General features: G+C 47.0%; 13 protein-coding genes. 2 read left to right on the top strand and 11 right to left on the bottom strand.

Annotation, left to right across the window (positions count from 1 at the left end; all coding sequences use genetic code 11):
* Positions 1–292: 292 nt before the first annotated feature.
* Together HQN90_RS30245 and trmL are read right to left on the bottom strand one after the other, a co-directional pair.
* A complete protein-coding gene (locus HQN90_RS30245; RefSeq protein WP_079409291.1) occupies positions 293–547 on the bottom strand; it encodes an AbrB/MazE/SpoVT family DNA-binding domain-containing protein in 255 nt (84 codons plus the stop codon).
* A gap of 181 nt (positions 548–728) precedes the next feature.
* Positions 729–1,193 carry a tRNA (uridine(34)/cytosine(34)/5-carboxymethylaminomethyluridine(34)-2'-O)-methyltransferase TrmL gene (trmL, locus tag HQN90_RS30250; protein WP_079409292.1) on the bottom strand — a complete coding sequence of 155 codons (465 nt, stop codon included), beginning with the start codon at positions 1,191–1,193 and terminating at the stop codon, positions 729–731.
* A gap of 143 nt (positions 1,194–1,336) precedes the next feature.
* Between trmL and HQN90_RS30255 the strand changes: the two genes are divergently transcribed.
* Positions 1,337–2,050 carry a response regulator transcription factor gene (locus tag HQN90_RS30255; protein ID WP_173226128.1) on the top strand — a complete coding sequence of 238 codons (714 nt, stop codon included), beginning with the start codon at positions 1,337–1,339 and terminating at the stop codon, positions 2,048–2,050.
* 93 nt (positions 2,051–2,143) lie between these two features.
* Here HQN90_RS30255 and HQN90_RS30260 read toward each other — a convergent pair whose 3' ends face one another.
* The 9 genes from HQN90_RS30260 to serC form a co-directional block, all read right to left on the bottom strand.
* Positions 2,144–4,333 (bottom strand): glycosyl hydrolase family 95 catalytic domain-containing protein, encoded by a 2,190-nt coding sequence (locus tag HQN90_RS30260; protein ID WP_338042408.1) that lies wholly within the window; start codon positions 4,331–4,333, stop codon positions 2,144–2,146.
* 13 nt (positions 4,334–4,346) lie between these two features.
* The gene (locus tag HQN90_RS30265; protein WP_173226130.1) at positions 4,347–5,222 is read right to left on the bottom strand and encodes a carbohydrate ABC transporter permease; all 876 of its coding nucleotides are present in this window, start codon (positions 5,220–5,222) and stop codon (positions 4,347–4,349) included.
* 15 nt (positions 5,223–5,237) lie between these two features.
* Positions 5,238–6,146, bottom strand: coding sequence for an ABC transporter permease (locus HQN90_RS30270; protein ID WP_173226132.1), 909 nt, complete (start codon positions 6,144–6,146; stop codon positions 5,238–5,240).
* Positions 6,147–6,245: 99 nt separating this feature from the next.
* A complete protein-coding gene (locus HQN90_RS30275; RefSeq protein WP_173226134.1) occupies positions 6,246–7,880 on the bottom strand; it encodes an extracellular solute-binding protein in 1,635 nt (544 codons plus the stop codon).
* 203 nt (positions 7,881–8,083) lie between these two features.
* On the bottom strand, positions 8,084–10,402 hold the full coding sequence (locus HQN90_RS30280; RefSeq protein WP_246362913.1) for a helix-turn-helix domain-containing protein: 2,319 nt from the start codon (positions 10,400–10,402) through the stop codon (positions 8,084–8,086).
* A gap of 131 nt (positions 10,403–10,533) precedes the next feature.
* Positions 10,534–11,526, bottom strand: a complete 993-nt coding sequence (gene nrdF, locus HQN90_RS30285; RefSeq protein WP_173226138.1) for a class 1b ribonucleoside-diphosphate reductase subunit beta — start codon at positions 11,524–11,526, stop codon at positions 10,534–10,536.
* A gap of 23 nt (positions 11,527–11,549) precedes the next feature.
* On the bottom strand, positions 11,550–13,634 hold the full coding sequence (gene nrdE, locus HQN90_RS30290; protein ID WP_173226140.1) for a class 1b ribonucleoside-diphosphate reductase subunit alpha: 2,085 nt from the start codon (positions 13,632–13,634) through the stop codon (positions 11,550–11,552).
* Positions 13,621–13,980, bottom strand: a complete 360-nt coding sequence (nrdI, locus tag HQN90_RS30295; protein ID WP_173226142.1) for a class Ib ribonucleoside-diphosphate reductase assembly flavoprotein NrdI — start codon at positions 13,978–13,980, stop codon at positions 13,621–13,623. Before nrdI ends, nrdE begins: the two co-directional genes overlap by 14 nt.
* 588 nt (positions 13,981–14,568) lie before the next feature.
* Entirely contained in the window at positions 14,569–15,657 is a 1,089-nt protein-coding gene (gene serC / locus HQN90_RS30300) for a 3-phosphoserine/phosphohydroxythreonine transaminase (protein ID WP_173226144.1), read from the bottom strand.
* A gap of 140 nt (positions 15,658–15,797) precedes the next feature.
* Here serC and thpR point away from each other — a divergent pair, with 140 nt between their 5' ends.
* The gene (gene thpR, locus HQN90_RS30305) at positions 15,798–16,418 is read left to right on the top strand and encodes an RNA 2',3'-cyclic phosphodiesterase (RefSeq protein WP_173226146.1); all 621 of its coding nucleotides are present in this window, start codon (positions 15,798–15,800) and stop codon (positions 16,416–16,418) included.
* Positions 16,419–16,828: the final 410 nt, after the last annotated feature.

Genomic DNA, 16,828 nt, shown 5'->3' on the forward strand with positions numbered 1-16,828 from the left:
CGTTTTCAACCCTATAGGAGGTGCAGCAATGTTTGGTTTATCAACAACATTTTGGCTCGTTAACACCGTTTTCCTGCTATTTATCGTCGCTATGATGACGGCTTCCTATAACGAGGACAAAACAAAAGGCCTGTAAATGTTATATGAACGAAAGAACCTCAATCCCTTTCAAGCGGGATTGAGGTTCTTTCGTTTTTTGCCGAATACATGGCTGAGCTTTCTGCAATAATAGAAAAAGAGGCCTTCCGCAAAGATGAACCTTGCAGGAAGCCTCTATATCTGGTTACTTCATCTAGGCTCTAACTTTGAGCACATTCATTTCCGTAACGCAATCTCCACAAATATAACGCTCTTTGAACTCGCTGACACTTTCCATACTACCACAGAACACACATTTTGGACGGTATCTTTCCAGAATGATATGGTCACCCTGTACCAAAATCTCCACAGGATCTCCTTCATTCATTTGATATCGTTTACGTAACGATTTAGGTAGTACAATACGTCCCAATTGATCGACTTTCCGAACGACTCCGGCTGGCTTCATCATAGGACATCACCTCTCTTCCGCTCTCGGTTTCCATGCTAACCATACATTAGCATATCTGTACAGACTGATACCGTTTACTATTCGCCGTTATTCAGGAAACTCCTTCTCGTAACATGCTGAAACTTTCTTTTCCTGATTAATTTTTCGAATCAGTCCTGCCTACATGGAAATCAAGTGCTTAATCAAGATCGGCAAAGCCCGTTTGGCGCAATCCTTCGTACAGCATAATGGCGGCTGAATTGGATAAATTAAGCGATCTGACCGCATCCGACATGGGTAACCGCAGCAGCGTATCGGGATGCTGGGCCAGCAATTCCTCTGGAAGTCCTTTCGTCTCCTTGCCAAATACAAAAAAATCGCCATCCTGAAAGGTAAAATCGGTGTAGCGCTTCTTCGCCTTCGTTGTCGCAAAGAAAAAACGATGCCCTTTATATGCCTCCAGCACCTCGTCAAATGAATCATGATACTCCAGCTTAACGGAGTGCCAATAATCTAATCCCGCGCGTTTCAGTGTTTTGTCATCGGTCTGGAAGCCCAGCGGTCTTACCAAGTGAAGATGCGTGCCTGTGGCTGCGCAAGTTCGTGAAATGTTCCCTGTGTTGGCAGGAATCTCAGGTTCTACTAATACAATATGAAAAGCCATCTCTGTCAAATTCACCTCATTCTCTATCCTATTATATGCGAAAGCGGATTGCAATTTTACACAGGGTTAACTTTATCTTAATATCTCGATGATAGAGCAATGCCATAATAGAGATATCCTTCGATAAAAGGAGCCAACCCTTAATGAAAAAGAAGATCCTAGTTGTAGATGACGAACCTTCCATCTCCATGCTTATCGAATTCAATTTGAAGCTCGTCGGCTTTGAAGTCCATTGTGTGTTCGATGGAGAAGCTGTCTTTGAAGCTATTCAAACCTTTCGCCCTGATCTCATTGTACTCGACCTTATGCTGCCAAAGATGGACGGCTTTCAAGTATGTCGTAAACTTAGAAATCAGAATAACCTCGTTCCGATTATTATGCTGACTGCCATGCAGGATCTCACGGATAAAATAGCTGGACTGGATAATGGTGCCGACGATTATATGACCAAACCATTCTCTCCACAGGAGCTCATTTCCCGGATACATGCCATTCATCGCCGGATTCAGACGTTGCCTTCCTTAACGGAAGATGCGCCCATCACTATTGGTCAAATTGCCATTAAAGCCGATCAGCGCGAAGTCACCGTGAATGGCTCGCCTATCGAGCTCACGCCCAAAGAGTTTGAGCTTCTGCTCTTCCTGTGCAAGCACCGCGGCAAAGTGCTCAGCCGTCAACAGCTGCTTCACGGCGTCTGGGACTATCATTTCCTCGGCGATACGCGCATTGTCGATGTGCATATCTCGCATCTGCGGGATAAAATCGAACACAATGCCCGCAATCCCGAGTATATCATGACGATTCGCAATGTCGGCTACAAGCTGACCGAACCGGCTGTTAAAGAATCGATCGGCTAATGAGTAACGCGAAGAAAGACAAGGAGAGTTTCCTTGCCCTTCTTCGCGTTATTTACATTGAAGGATGCTGGTTGCCATTTTCCACTCAAAACCTTAAAGCCGCCAAGGCTTGTGGCCTCCGAAATAGCGAACCACCTTTTTGGAACATGCCACAGGACCGATTCGTATATTTGGCAGCTGCGAACCTCGGTAAAGAATGGCTTCATCCCCCGCGTTCAAATCCAGCGTAATCTTCTCATTCTCTGCGTTTAATCGGATGGATTGCTCGATAGACCTAGTTCCGGTAATCGTATACCGGACAACGCCAACCCACCCCGTCTGGATGATGCAAGGCTCGCCGGCTAAGCTCTTCACCCGAATGAACTGCGTTTCGCCGTGACTTCGCACAGCGCTTATCAGGAACGCTCCCTCAGCTCGCAAATGTTCGAAAGCTGCTTCTTGCCACTCCTCCGGAACAGCCGGGAATACCCTTATTTGGCCTCCCCAGCTTTGGAGCAGCATGTCCTGCATAGCTTCCGCTGCGGCAAGAGGCGTTTCAATGACGGGCCCCGCTTCCTTGTACATGGTATTCGGTTTGATCAGCAGAAGAAGAGCTTGCAAATACCGTAATGCCTCATTCCCGCGTCCCAGAATAGCAGCGATTGAAGCAGCTCCAGTAAGGCTGAAGCCCCGCAAGTCACCCTCTTTTCCGATCCAGTGATCAAGTGAGGTCCTAATTAACTGACGCTCCTCTTCGCAATCACAGCCGATCAAATGCAGAGGAAATATGGCAAGCAAATGACTAAAGTGCCGGTGACCATAGTCCAGAGGGGTATCCTTCCCGACCATCAAACCTGTTTCATCGACGGGAAAGGAGACTGATCTATCGAGAATCTCCTGCCATTTCGGCATGAGGGAATCGTCCATCTCCAGCCGCTGACAGCTGTCCAGAAGAGTTTGGCAGCCCCAGCGCAGCAAGGCAAGATCGTAATGACAGTCCCTTACACGCGTTCGCATGAAAGAGCCATACTCGGGTGAAATAGTCGGCGGCAGGTGGAGCAAGCCATCCGCGCCTTCCTCGACTAGATGAAGATAGAAGTTCACGCTTCTTCGCAGCAGAGGAAATAACAAGTTCTTCAGCATATCATCATCCATGCTGTAGCGATACTGCCGCCACACATTATGGCATAGCCAAGTTAAATTTCCGACTTCATCGTCGACTTCCGATCGCAAGTCATAGCTGCTGCTGCGGCCTAGTCCGGAAGAATCATGCCTATAAGGCTCAGGCACATTGGCAATTAGATTTTCCAGATTTGCGGTTAACGCTCGAACAAGCGATAATCCCAGCTCCAAGCGGTTTGCCGTATATACGGGAGAATAACTCATTTGCACATTCATATTGAACCATACACCCGGCCAAGGGGTTGAAGTAAGCCACGGCCCTTGATTGTCGATCAAACACTGATCGGCCCTTGTAGCAGAAGCGAGTTTATACATTTGGATCCAATAAAAGCTTTGGAGGCGACTATCAGGTACTGAAACGAAGCTTTGCCGATAATAATCGTGCCACCACGTGCGGTGATCACTTATCCACGTCTCATAATCCCTTCCTATCGCTTGGGCAATTGCATCAACAGCCGCTGCAATCGCGGCTTCCTCATGCCCATTCATTATCGTTAGGAAATAAACACGGCGATTCGATGCCATGTGTACTTCTTTCCAGGCAGCCACACAGCCATCACCACCTGAATATCGCTGAACGCAAATCTGTATGCCTTCTCTTTCTGACTGTTCTACCTTCGTCTCGGGGATATACTGATTCAAGTTGATGCCATCCGCATTTCGCAATACTTCATCAACTTCCGAATGCGCATACCATACGACATGCGCACCGTCTTCCCCTTCTGAAGTCTCAAGTTCAATGGCGATCACAGGCTCCAGACTATGGACAATGGAACGAAGCTTTACTTTCCCCTGCGTTGTCGTCAACTCAGCGCGAAGCTCCGCGTTCCACAGGTCCACCCGCATGCTTGTTGGATGATAGATCATGCCCGTCATCTCCAGATCTAGCTCGCCGATCGGTACGCGTGGGGGAAAGCCCGGTCGATCGCTCCGAACTGCCGTCACATCCGTTCGCCCAGTGACAAAGCGGAGCACATGCCGTTTCTTCGCATGCTCCTCTCCGTATACCATGGCGCCGATTGACCCATTGCCGATGAAGGCACCTTCGTCCCAGCTTACTGGCTTGACGACCCACTCCATATCATGGTCAGCCATAAAATGTTCCCATTCGGTATCGTTCACGGCTTGCAGCCTCCTAACCTTTGATCGCCCCGATGAGGGCGCCTTTGACGAAATATTTCTGCAGGAACGGATACACAAGCAAAATGGGTACTGTCGCCACAATAATCGTCGCATACTTCAGCGTCACCGAAAGCATCGCAGAGGCTCCGTCTGAGGCTCCTAGGTTGGAGCTTGCTTCCCCTTGCAGCAGCACTTCACGCAGCACGAGCTGCAGCGGATAAAGCGCGCGATCCTGCAAGAAAATCATCGCCTGAAACCAGGAATTCCAATGGGCGACGCCATAGTACAAGAGCATAACGGCAATAACCGGCATGGATAGCGGCAGTACGATGCGGAACAAAATGACAAAGTCGTTAGCGCCATCTATTTTCGCCGACTCCTCCAAAGCGTCTGGAATCGCTTCGAATGCCGTTTTCATCAAGATCAGATTAAACGTATTAATTGCCTGTGGAATAATTAGCGCCCATAAGGAGTCAACCAGTCCTACTCCTTTGACCGTTAAATACAGAGGAATCAGTCCGCCGCTGAAAAACATCGTAAATACAATGAACAGCAGCAGCGATTTTCGATAAGCCAAGCTTTTTCTGGATAAAGCATACGCCCCAAATGCAGTAAGAATGATATTGAGGAACAGCCCTACAATCACTACAAAAAATGTGTTCCCATAACCTTTAAGAATCATCGGGTTCCGAAATACATTGGTATAAGCTTCAAATGAAAACCCGAGCGGACGCCATAATACACCTTTATGACTCATAAGCGTTCCGGCATCGCTCACAGAAGCGAAAGCCACATATACAAGCGGATATATCGTAATCAGCATTAAGAAGATCAAGAAAATGGCGTTTATCCAATCAAAGCTTTTTTCTGATAACGTTGTTTGGTTCATACCTTTGTCTCCTTCCTACCATAAGCTGGTGTCGTTGAATTTACGGCTTAACCAATTCGAGGAAATCAGTAGAATAAAATTGATGACCGAGTTAAATAACCCTACCGCCGAGCTGAAGCTATAGTTAAAATCCTGCAAGCCAACCCGGTACACGTAGGATGAAATCACGTCTGCCGTTTCATAGGTTCCCGGATTGTACAGCAAAATAATTTTCTCGAATCCGACATTCATCATCCGTCCAATTTCCAGAATGAGCAGGATGATGATCGTTGGCATGATGCCGGGAATCGTCACACTCGTCATCTGCTTCCACCTGCCGGCTCCGTCTATTTTCGCCGCCTCATATTGCTCCTGATCGATTCCGGTCAAAGCTGCCAGGAAAATAATCGTACCCCAGCCAATATGCTGCCATACTCCCGTCGATACATAGACAGAACGGAAAAAGCTCGGTTCGAGCAAAAACGTCGTTCGCTCTCCGCCAAAAAAGGCGACCACATCATTCACAACCCCATCGCTGACGGTGAAATCTTTAATGATGCCGCAGATAACAACAAGTGAAATAAAGTGAGGCATGTACGTGATCGTTTGCACCGTCCGTTTAAATAACGCATGCTTCACTTCATTGAGCAAAAGAGCCAATATAATCGGTGCTGGAAATCCGAACACTAGCTGATACACACTGATGAGCACTGTATTTTTAATCGTTCTCCAGAAATAAGGCCCTGTAAAAAAGTTCTGAAAATGCTCAAAGCCTACCCACTCGCTCCCCCAAATACCAAGCCTTGGTGAAAAATCCTTAAAAGCAATGATGGCTCCATACATGGGGCCATAGTGGAAGACCACATAGTATAGCAGCACGGGAATAAGCATGACGTATAGCAATTTATTTTTACGGATATCCATAAATATCCCAAATGTATTCATGGTTTCTACTCCCCTCGATCTATGGCTATTTTCTTGCAGGTGAAAACAAGCCGCTTATGACAAGGGCTTCGTCATCACCTGCAAGAGGCCAGATAGGTGTTATCGTTTATTGTAGCGGTCGAGCGCGTCCTGATTTATTTTGATCACTTTGTCGATGCCCATTTCCTTGATCCGGTTCACATACTCATCAAATTTCTCAATTGGTTCCTTGCCCATCACGAATTTCACAAACATTTCTTCCTTATAACTGCCTATCGCCGTATTCAATTTGGCTAGTTCTTTGCTTTCTTCGACAGTCGGTGTGATGAAAAGTGGCATTACATGCTTAACCGCATCGGTTTCGCCCCAAATTTTGATCGCCTCGTCCTGTTCTTTGAACGTGTTGAAGCTTTTGCGTGCATCTCCCAGGAAAGGACCATTTGGCTTCGTATACTGAGATACCATTTGCTGTAAATTAAACTTCTCGTTTTTTGTAATTTTCTCCGTAAAAGTCGGCACATTGTTGACCATTTTATAGCTCTCGCCTTCAACCCCGAAGTTGAAAAGCAGGCTTCCTTTTTCACCATACGCATAATCAAGCCATTTCACAGCAAGCTCCGCGTTTTTGGAATCGCCGCTTACGGCTTTGCTTGCCGCTGGATTATACTTAAAATCCCGCTGTCCGATAAAAGCGCGCTCCCCTTGCTTAAGTGTCGGATATGGCGCTGCTACCAGCTGGAATTTCGGATTTTTCTTCTTCCCTGTATCCATCCATCTGCCCATGCCGCCGCTTAGCAAGCCTACGGTAGCTCCGGCACTATCGCTCATCAATTTGTTGTCCAGAGATTTGGAATCTGTGTTAAGCGCAAAGTCTTTATCCAGCAGGCCTTCCGCATACCATTTCCGCAGCAACGTCAAGGCGTCTTTGAACTGTGGATCGATAGGCCCATATTTCACTTTTCCTTGATCGTCAATATAGAAGCGATTTGCTGTTTTGAAAGCCCCAATGAAAGCGTCCTGAATGTTCAACTCATTACTGTATTGAGCAGTAAAAGGTGCACTCGCGCCTTTCTTCTCTTTAAAAGCTTTCAACACGGTGTACCAGTCATCTATTGTCTGGGGAACTGGCAGATTCAGTTCATCGAGCCAGTCTTTGCGAATCATCGGACCGCGGAAAACAAGACCATTATCTGGACGAATCATCGGAAAAGCATAATAGTTGCCGCTGTCCGTTTTGATCATCTTATCTAATTCTTTATCTTGCTGCAGCAGCTTCTTGAGGTTCGGCGCCTGCTTGTCAATCAATGCATTAAGCGGAAGAATGACCTTGTCCGCGATGGCTTTCTCTGGTCCGCCTGGATAAGCTGCCGCCCCGCCACCACCCCAGTTATACTCAATCACATCCGGCAATTTATTGGAGGCGATCAGCAGGTTGAACTGTTCCTTCGATTGGCCGTCAGCCGGGTGGGTGTACTTGACCTTCACCCCTGTTTCTTTTTCAAGCTGCTTTCCAAATGGTGATTCCGCCAAGTTTGGTACAAAAGAGGCCAGATTCGTATCGATACCCTCCCATGATGTTAACGTTTCTTGCGTACTGATTGGGTACACCGTGCCAGCTGCTGTTGGTGCCGATGAAGCTTTCGGAGAAGCTGAGCTCTTGCCAGTCTCTTGCGTGGAACAGCCAACGAATACACTAGATGCCACTACAACGCTTAAAGCCACACCGAAAGACTTCTTATTCACATATTTCCCCATGTAGATCCCCCTCGTATAATTTAGTCCTCATGCACCTCGGGTGCATCGTGATTTCAGTATGCAGCGAAAACCATTCACCCGGATAGCGTCAAAACGTGAACTTCACCTTTAAAATCGACATAAATCAATCTTCAAAATAAGCACTTGCTATGTAAAAACGGAAAAACCGCGCAAGCATCCTTGCTTGAACGGCCTTTTCTTTGTCATTGAATGTCTTTGTACTTGCCTGGTGTAATCCCCTCGAATTTCTTAAAGATGCGATTAAACGTATTGATGTCGGCGTACCCGACTTGCTTGGCGATGTCAGAGACCGATAGCTGCTGAAGGGAAAGCAGCCGTTTGGCTTCATCTAAGCGGGTTCTGCTAATAAAATCAAGCAAGGCCTCTCCCGTTTGCGCTTTAAACTGTTTGGACAAATAGGAAGGGGTTAACTCGAACTTCTCCCCTACCATCGAAATATTAAGATTCACATCGGCATAATGACTTTTCACATAATCAATAACCTGCTGACTAAGCGCATTGTGATCCTGCTGTCGGTCTTCTTGGATGAACTGGCATACTTCTGCCAGCACTTCCCGAATTTGTCCCTTCATCTCTTTGATTGTGGAACTTGCCATTAACCGATCAACTTGGTGCGTTTGGACGATAAATGTCCGACGATTGCTGCTCGATCCGATTTCATCCATTGTTTTGAGCAGTGTACTTGTCAAATCGAACATGAGACATTTGGCAAGCGGTACAGATATTGAGGCATCTGAGCTGTTGATCTCAATAATCTCGTTAATAATCGCACTGGATTTCTCGAAATCGCCTGCTTTTACCAAATTAATCAATTGATGCTCTACCGTCAAAGGATAGTAGTAGCTTCTGGACGGCCTGACCGTCTCGGAGCTTGGTAAGTCCTCATACCGAATAATTTCACCGCTCCCCATCACTAAACGGTATTCGAGTGCAGCCAAGGTCTGCTGATACGCCGGAGGAAGGCCATACAACTCCTGATGGATCTCACTTATCGCCACAGTCAAATGGACGTGGAAATGGTCCAACAGAAACGATTTCACCTGTTCAGCAATACGCTTCAGTTCATCTGAATCCGGATCTGTACCGAAATTGACGATGCATGCCTGCATATTGTCTATCTCTGTAATGAAAGCTTGATTCGTGTCGCCAATCACTTCCTCAGCCACATTCATAATGAGAAAATGCAGCATTCTTACCTTCTCGGGTGCTGCATTCTGATCCATCTCAAACTTGCCGAAATGTTCAATATGGAACAGCAGCACAGCATAATAGGGCGAAGCCACGCGAATATCATGAGCCGCCAGTGATTCGTGGATCGGCACATTTTGCTCCAGCCTGCCTTTCAGCAACCCTTGCAGGAAATGCGAGCGAATGGCATCCCGATGCTGGTGCAACCTGCGGTCGACCTGTTCTTTTTCGGCAAATGTATTATTGAGCGCAGCCTGCAAATAACCATATTCATTCAAGCCTTCCTGAAAAGATAAGCCTGATTTCTTGGCAAAGCTTTGAATGAGCAGATTGATAGGGACATAATTTTTCCTTAAAAAAAGGTAGGTAACGACGCCACCCATGAGCAAGCTCAAAATGATGCTGGCATAAATCAGCTTCTTCATGTAGGCCATCTTATCATCAAATAATTCGGCGGGAATCGTTGAAATATACTTCCACCCCGTACTCTCCGAAGTAATGTAGGAAACCGCTGCTCGCTGACCAGCGTCTGCGCTCATGAACATGCCATTTTTTCCAGTTAGCTTGCTATAGTCCAATATGGCTGACCTCGATTCAATCCCTGTGGAGGCCACCAGCCGATTTTCCTTATCCAGCACCGCAATCGAGGTTCTATCCGAAGTTGACGGGATATTGGCTAACAGCTTCGAATCCTTAATGACAAACAAGATTACGGCACCGGGTTGATCCGGATTGGCCAAGATGACGGATTTGGCATACATCACCGCTTTCATCGATTGGCCATCCTCCCTAAACGTAATAGGGGTATATTCTTGCATGTAAGGCTTTTCAAAAAACTTCGCCCATTCCTCGTAGCTCATCGTCTCTTGTTCGCGTGTCTTCTCATACAGCATGCGGCTGTTCGTACGATCACGGGTAGAGATCACCGTATCGCTGTTCCGATAGTAAATATATATTTGTTCAATGAAATCATTCGCCGTCTGATACAGCCGCAAATCACTAGCGATACTGATCAGTTCGTAATAATCGTTATCTGTTAAGGGCTTCGACGTATTAATGAAACCGGTTACTGATTTATTTAAAGCGATTTCCAAGCTGATCCTTTCGATGCCGCGAAGACTATTGTCGATGGCTTGTTCCATCTGCTTCAGAGCTGAGGTGTTCGCGCGATTCACTTCCGACTCCACCACATGCCATCCTGCTGCATACAAAATGCCGCTAATCATAATAGGGATAAGCAAAACAGAAAGATAAGAGACCAGCCAAGTGACAATGATACTGCGTTTGTGGAAACGGATTCGAGCAAGATTCATGAGGCAAAACTCCTTCATTTCCCAGTTGTAACTGCTTTCACTCCCCATTATACCGAAAAACAGGAAGGAATGGCTGTTAAATTCAAAAAGGCTGCTCGCCAGGTTTTCACCTTTAGAGACAGCCTCTTAGTTTAATCCCCAAAAAGGAAATCATCATCCGTCAATGCTTCAACATGAATCGTACGTACATACCCATTCCCTTTTTTGGAGAAAAAGTCATGCTGTTTCGTCTTCGTGCTCAAACCATTCAGAACAATCGGATTAATATCCTCTTCTTCGAAAATCGGCTCAACGCCGAGGTTCATGAACGCTTTGTTTGCATTGTAACGCAAGAAAGCTTTCACTTCTTCCGCCAAGCCAAGCGTACCGTAGAGGCTTTCTGTGTATTTCTCCTCATTCGCATGAAGCTCTCTGAGCAGCGCGCTCAACGTTGCGTACACTTCATCCTGCTCCGCAGGACTGAGCTCCGCATAAACCTCTTGCGCCAATACACCGATATACAAACCGTGAATACTCTCATCACGCAAAATCAAATCGATGATTTCACCGCTGCTCGTCATTTTACCTTGTCCAGCCAAATAAAGCGGGTAATAGAAACCGCTATAAAATAAATAGCTTTCCAGTAAAACAGATGCAGCCATAGCCAGATAGAGATCTTTGGTTGTGTGAATGTTCTCATAATAGTGAGAAATCTTCGCCGCTTTGAACTGCAAGTAGGGATTCCGCTCTACCCAGAGGAACAGCTCGTTAATTTCTTCCGTTGTGGACAACGTTGTGAAAATACTGCTGTACGACTTCGCATGAATTTGCTCCATCATCCCCATGAAGCTCAGTACCGCTTTGCGCTGCAGCCCATCGACATGCTCAAGAATCTTGGGCATCCCAACGCCGCCTTGCATCGTATCAAGCAGTGTCAGTCCGCCCAACACTTTCATATATAGCTCACGCTCAGCACCGCTCAGCGTAATCCAAGACATTTTATCGTCAGACAACGGAATTTCTTCGTCCGTCCAGAATTGCATAATATTCTGATTCCAGAATGTAATGGTGAAGTCATCATCGGGCCGATTCCAGTTCACGGCTTTTTTGACGATGGCTTGATTGGTGGTCGTTACACTAGTCATTGATTGTTCAATCCCCTTCCAAATTACACCGAGCAGCTGACACATTCCTCAACGGATAGCTGATTTGTTCGCGTGTAGTAAAGCGATTTAAGTCCTTTATGTGCCGCATAGAGGTATAATTTAGCAAGCTGTCTGGTCGAAACGTCACTATTGACATGTAAAATGGTCGAGATCCCTTGATCCACATGCGTTTGAATTTCCGAAATGAGGTCAAGAATCTTGAATTGGTCCATTTGATAAGCCGATTTATAGTAGAAGAAGTTATCACGCGCCATGAACGGCATCGGATAGTACGTTGTTGAATTGGCATATGTGCGAGTCTCAATAGGCTCAACAATAGGCATAACACTGGACGTCGCGTTTTGGATATACGAAATACTTTGTGTTGGCGCAACCGCTAAACGATAAGCGTGGTAAAGACCATGCACCTTCACTTCTTCTTTAAGCTTGGCCCAATCACTTGGTGTTGGAACTGGCATGCCTTCGAATAAAGCCTTTACTCTATCCGTAACAGGCGTGTAATCCGTCTCTGTATAGCGGTTGAAGTAAGCGCCGTTCGCATATTCGGACAACTCAAAGCCTTCAAACGTTTGCCCGGAGGCTTTGGCAATCTCCATGCTCTTCTCGATGGAATAGAAATTCATCGCCATGAAGAAGGAACGAACGAAATCTTTGGCTTCGTCACTCTCATAGCTGATTTTGTTCTTCGACAAATAACCATGCAGATTCATGACACCCAATCCAACGGAATGCAGCTCACGATTCGCTTTGGCAACACCCGGCGCATTGCTGATCGTTGTCATATCGCTGACCGAAGTCAAGGCGATCATGCCTTCGTGTACCGTCTCGCGCAGCTTCTTGCGGTCCATGACATTGGCAATATTCATAGAAGCCAAATTACAGCTGATATCTCTCAGAATGAGATCATCTTGCCCGTAATCATTGATTTCGGAAGTCTCCTGCAATTGGAAAATCTCCGTGCAAAGATTGGACATTTTGATCGTCCCAATCCCTTTCAAAGCATGATCCTTATTCGCGTTCGTACGGTTCATCATATACGGATAGCCGGATTCCAGTTGCGTTGTCGCAATTTTGACCAGCATATCGCGCGCGCTCATCACGACTTTTTTCTTCACTTTCGGATTCGCGAGAAGCTCATCATACATCTCATCCATATCCATATCATCCAAATGCTTGCCATAAGCTTGAAGGACGGTGTATGGGGCAAAAACGTGCAGCGGCTTGTTCTCTTCCGCTAATTTATAAAATTTATTCGGTACAATCAGACCGATCGAAAGTGTCTTCAAGCGGGATTTCTCATCCGCATTGATCTTCTTGCTGTCGAGGAACTCCATTACGTCCCAGCCAAAAATGTTGTAGTACGCTGCTCCTGAGCCTTTGCGTTGACCCATTTGATCCGCATAGGAGAACGCATCCTCCATTAGTTTCAGGACTGGCATAATGCCTTTGGCCGCGCGTTCTACGCCTTTGATGGACTCACCTCGTCCACGAAGCTTGGACAAGTTCACGGCAACGCCGCCGCCAATTTTGGACAACTGCATGCAAGTAGCAAGTACATAGTTAATCGAGTTCAATGAGTCATCCATTTCCAGAAGGAAGCACGATACCATCTCACCGCGACGGCTTTTGCCTGCATTGAGGAACGTCGGAGTTGCGGGCTGCAAACGCTGCTCCATCATAGATACGGCCAGCACTCGTGCTGTTTCTACATTTCCGCGTCCCAAGTAAAGAGCCACAATCGCTACGCGATCAGGGAAATGCTCCAGATACAACGTCTTGTCATCACTGCGCAAAGCATAATCGGTATAAAATTTCGAAGCTGCCATGTAGGAAGCGAATTCGAACTCATTGTCGTGGGCTACTTGATAAACGGAATTAACTTCATCCGGAGTGTAATGCTCATAGACGTTCTCGTAATAATTTTGCTCAATCATGTATCGAACCTTAGATGAGGTATCGGGGAAAGTGAGGCTTTTGCTGTGGACATCCTTCATGAAAACTTCAACAGCTTCTTTATCCTTCTCTAGTTGAAAAAAGCCATCTGCTCCGCGTTGCATCAATAAATTATTTAGCTCAATGTGCCGCAATTGCTTGTACCCCCTGAACAAATCGTTCTACGTCATTTTTGGTGCCGGATAACTCGAATTTGGTTAACACAGGCACATCATACAGTTGCGAGATGGTGTCCGCACTTTTGGCAAAGCCATCTCCCCAGTTACGGTTGCCGCTTGCTGCCACTCCGATCAGTCTGGAGGAATTGCGCTCCAGAAAGGAAGCCACCTTTGTAGGAATTTGACCAAAACCGGTCGTATACGTAACCAGCACAAAGGGCTCGTCCATCTTCATCGCTTCCTCAATTTGAACTGCAGGCATCTTGAGTTTAGCAATAAAACGACGAACATTTCCCGTCTTCGAATCGTAAGCAATCATCATCGGAACCGTCTCCTATCCATCAATCTCCATCTAGTGCTTCTTATGTATTTAAACCTATATCTAGTAAGTCGTTCAAGAAAAATTCATTCTAAATCCAGAAAACCATTACACCTTATCGACAGAAAAACCAGCTCTCCGGAACGGGATTTTGCTCCAAATAACCGATCAAAGTACCGTCCTGCATGGCTTCTGCGACTATTTTCCTATGTATCGCTCAAGCTCAATTATTCGCTTTTTTTCACGACATCTAGTTGATAGATACAAATTTATATCAATATATTGTGTTTGTCAACGCTCCATATTGTGTCTTTTAACTGGCAAAATAACTAAACCTAGACAGGGCGTGGCTCCGACGGTTTTAAAAATATTTTTTCGAAAAAGACTTGTAATTTTCAGATTTGTCGAAAGCAAGAATCGCTCATAACTTCTACTAGATATAGATTCTCCTCCCCTGTAGAAGAGGCTCGCTAGACCCCCTCAGCGGTCCTCTAAGGACAATAAAAACGATAAAGCCATACTTCTATCCTCAAGCCAAAAAAAGCTACTCACGCGCACAGGAGAGTGCGGTGAATAGCTTGAACTCATTTCTTAACCGTTGCGTTTTTGGAAATCGGTCATGAAGTCAGCGAGCGCTTTGCAAGATGCATAAGGAACAGCATTATACGTAGAAGCTCTCAAACCGCCGACACTGCGATGGCCTTTCAAGCCGACAAAACCGTTTTGTTCCGTTTCCTTGATGAACTTCTTCTCCAGCTCTTCGTCTTGCAAACGGAAGGTAATGTTCATGGAAGAACGGCTGCCTTTATCAACAGGCCCACGGTAGAAACCGCCGCTTTGGTCAATTGCGCTATAAATGAGGCCTGATTTCTCCAAATTGTTCTTCTCAATGACAGCTAGTCCACCCTGCTCTTGAATCCATTTCAATACGAGATTCACCATATAGATCGAGTACACCGGTGGTGTATTGTAGAGGGAATTGTTCTTGCCATGGATCTCATAGCGAAGCATGGTCGGAATCGTTTTCGGCAGATCCTGAAGAAGGTCATCTTTGACAATCACAACCGTCACACCAGACGGACCCAGATTTTTCTGTGCGCCGGCATAAATCATCCCGAACTTCGAAACATCAACAGGGCGGCTTAGGATATCACTGGACATATCGCCGATGAGCGGTACATTTCCTGTATCCGGATAGCTTTGGAACTGAGCCCCTTCGATGGTTTCATTGGAGGTCACATGCAGGTAAGCCGAATCCGGGTGAAGGCTAATGTCGCTTAAATCAGGAATTTTCATGAATTTCTGTTCTTGGGAGCTCGCTGCAATTGCCACTTCTCCGAACAACTTGGCTTCCTGAATCGCTTTCTCTGCCCAAGCGCCCGTCAGCACGTAACTGCCCACTTTGCCTGGCTTTAAGAAGTTAAGCGGGATCATCGCGAATTGAGTACTCGCGCCGCCTTGTAGGAATTGAATTTGGTAACCATCCGGAATGCTGAAAATTTGTTTCAATAATTGCTGTGTTTCATTATGTACTTGCTCATATTCAGCGCTGCGGTGAGAAATTTCCATGATCGACATGCCGATGCCTTTAAATTCGACAAGTTCTTCTTGTGCTTTTTGCAGTACTTCGAGCGGTAATGCTGCAGGCCCTGCGTTAAAGTTATAGGCCCTATTTCCCATGAGTGACCACACCTTTGCTTTTGTATTATGGCTATGATAGCAATATTCTCCTCATGCATCAAGTAAAACCTTCATTGGCAATGCTAGGAGAAGCCCAACTGTATAAGGCCATACAGCGAATAGAGGAGTACGATGAACCAATGAATTCATTCGATAATGATGCAGCAACCCGATCCAACCCTTTGGCAGCCTCGGAGCCCTATCGGCTGTTCGTAGGCATTGCGCTCCCGCCAGACGTGCAGCGGGAGCTCGAAAGCTGGGCAGGCAGCCTCCAGAAGGCGCTGCCTTTCCAGAAGTGGACGCATCCGCAGGACGTCCACGTGACGTTAAGCTTCCTCGGCGATGCTTCCGCCAAGACCGCTCTTGCCCTGGCGCACGACCTGCGCCAGGTTGCGGCCGCGGCGCCGCCGCTGGCCCTGCGCGCCGAGGGACTCGGCGTGTTCGGGCCGCCGGCGGCGCCGGCTGCGCTGTGGGCGGGCGTCGCCGGCGACCTAGACGCGCTGGCTGCGCTGCAGCGCGCGGTCGCGGGCGCCTGCGCCCGCCATGGCTTCCCGGCCGAGGCTCGCGCCTATCGGCCGCACATCACCCTCGCCCGCCGCTTTCGCGCAGCGGCGGGGCCGTTCCGTCGCGCTGCCCTAGCGGCAGCAGGCGCGCCAGACGGCGGCTGGCCCGCGTGGCGGGTAGAGGACATTGTCCTCTACCGCAGCCACTTCGGCCGACAGCCTTCTTATGAACCTCTTGCCATTTGCCCATTGGCATGAAGTTCTAATGAAGACGGCTTCAAACCCGCTCCGAGCCTGCCAAAAAAGCAGACTCAACACGCGAAGAACGCTGCAGCCCCGCTAAAGCACGCTGAGCCTACCAACATAGAGGCTGTCCCATAAGCCAAATTTAGTAGGTAAGCGTTGATAGATGATGGGCTTGATTACTTTCATATGGTATGAAGGGGCTTCCCGATCAGGTCAGTTCAGATCACCCGAGTGTAAAAACCTGCGAAAATGCAGGAATTCCCGTGCGAATTCGGTTGAAAAGTGGAAATGCCTGCAATTGTCAGGCTGTTGAGAAAATACTTGAACTTTACCAATTCACCGCGTTACTATGAATATAGAGCTATAAAGCCTATTTCATCGAAAGCGCGGTGTTTTTATGCTTTTTACGAATACCCCAAATC

Source organism: Paenibacillus alba, assembly GCF_013204855.1.
Lineage (GTDB): Bacteria > Bacillota > Bacilli > Paenibacillales > NBRC-103111 > Paenibacillus_E > Paenibacillus_E alba.

Bases quoted from the DNA above. Each gene is read 5' to 3' on its own strand.
- HQN90_RS30245 (WP_079409291.1), bottom strand. From the start codon at position 547: ATGAAGCCAGCCGGAGTCGTTCGGAAAGTCGATCAATTGGGACGTATT.
- trmL (WP_079409292.1), bottom strand. From the start codon at position 1,193: ATGGCTTTTCATATTGTATTAGTAGAACCTGAGATTCCTGCCAACACA.
- HQN90_RS30255 (WP_173226128.1), top strand. From the start codon at position 1,337: ATGAAAAAGAAGATCCTAGTTGTAGATGACGAACCTTCCATCTCCATG.
- HQN90_RS30265 (WP_173226130.1), bottom strand. From the start codon at position 5,222: ATGAACCAAACAACGTTATCAGAAAAAAGCTTTGATTGGATAAACGCC.
- HQN90_RS30270 (WP_173226132.1), bottom strand. From the start codon at position 6,146: ATGAATACATTTGGGATATTTATGGATATCCGTAAAAATAAATTGCTA.
- HQN90_RS30275 (WP_173226134.1), bottom strand. From the start codon at position 7,880: ATGGGGAAATATGTGAATAAGAAGTCTTTCGGTGTGGCTTTAAGCGTT.
- HQN90_RS30280 (WP_246362913.1), bottom strand. From the start codon at position 10,402: ATGAATCTTGCTCGAATCCGTTTCCACAAACGCAGTATCATTGTCACT.
- nrdF (WP_173226138.1), bottom strand. From the start codon at position 11,526: ATGACTAGTGTAACGACCACCAATCAAGCCATCGTCAAAAAAGCCGTG.
- nrdI (WP_173226142.1), bottom strand. From the start codon at position 13,980: ATGATGATTGCTTACGATTCGAAGACGGGAAATGTTCGTCGTTTTATT.
- serC (WP_173226144.1), bottom strand. From the start codon at position 15,657: ATGGGAAATAGGGCCTATAACTTTAACGCAGGGCCTGCAGCATTACCG.
- thpR (WP_173226146.1), top strand. From the start codon at position 15,798: ATGAATTCATTCGATAATGATGCAGCAACCCGATCCAACCCTTTGGCA.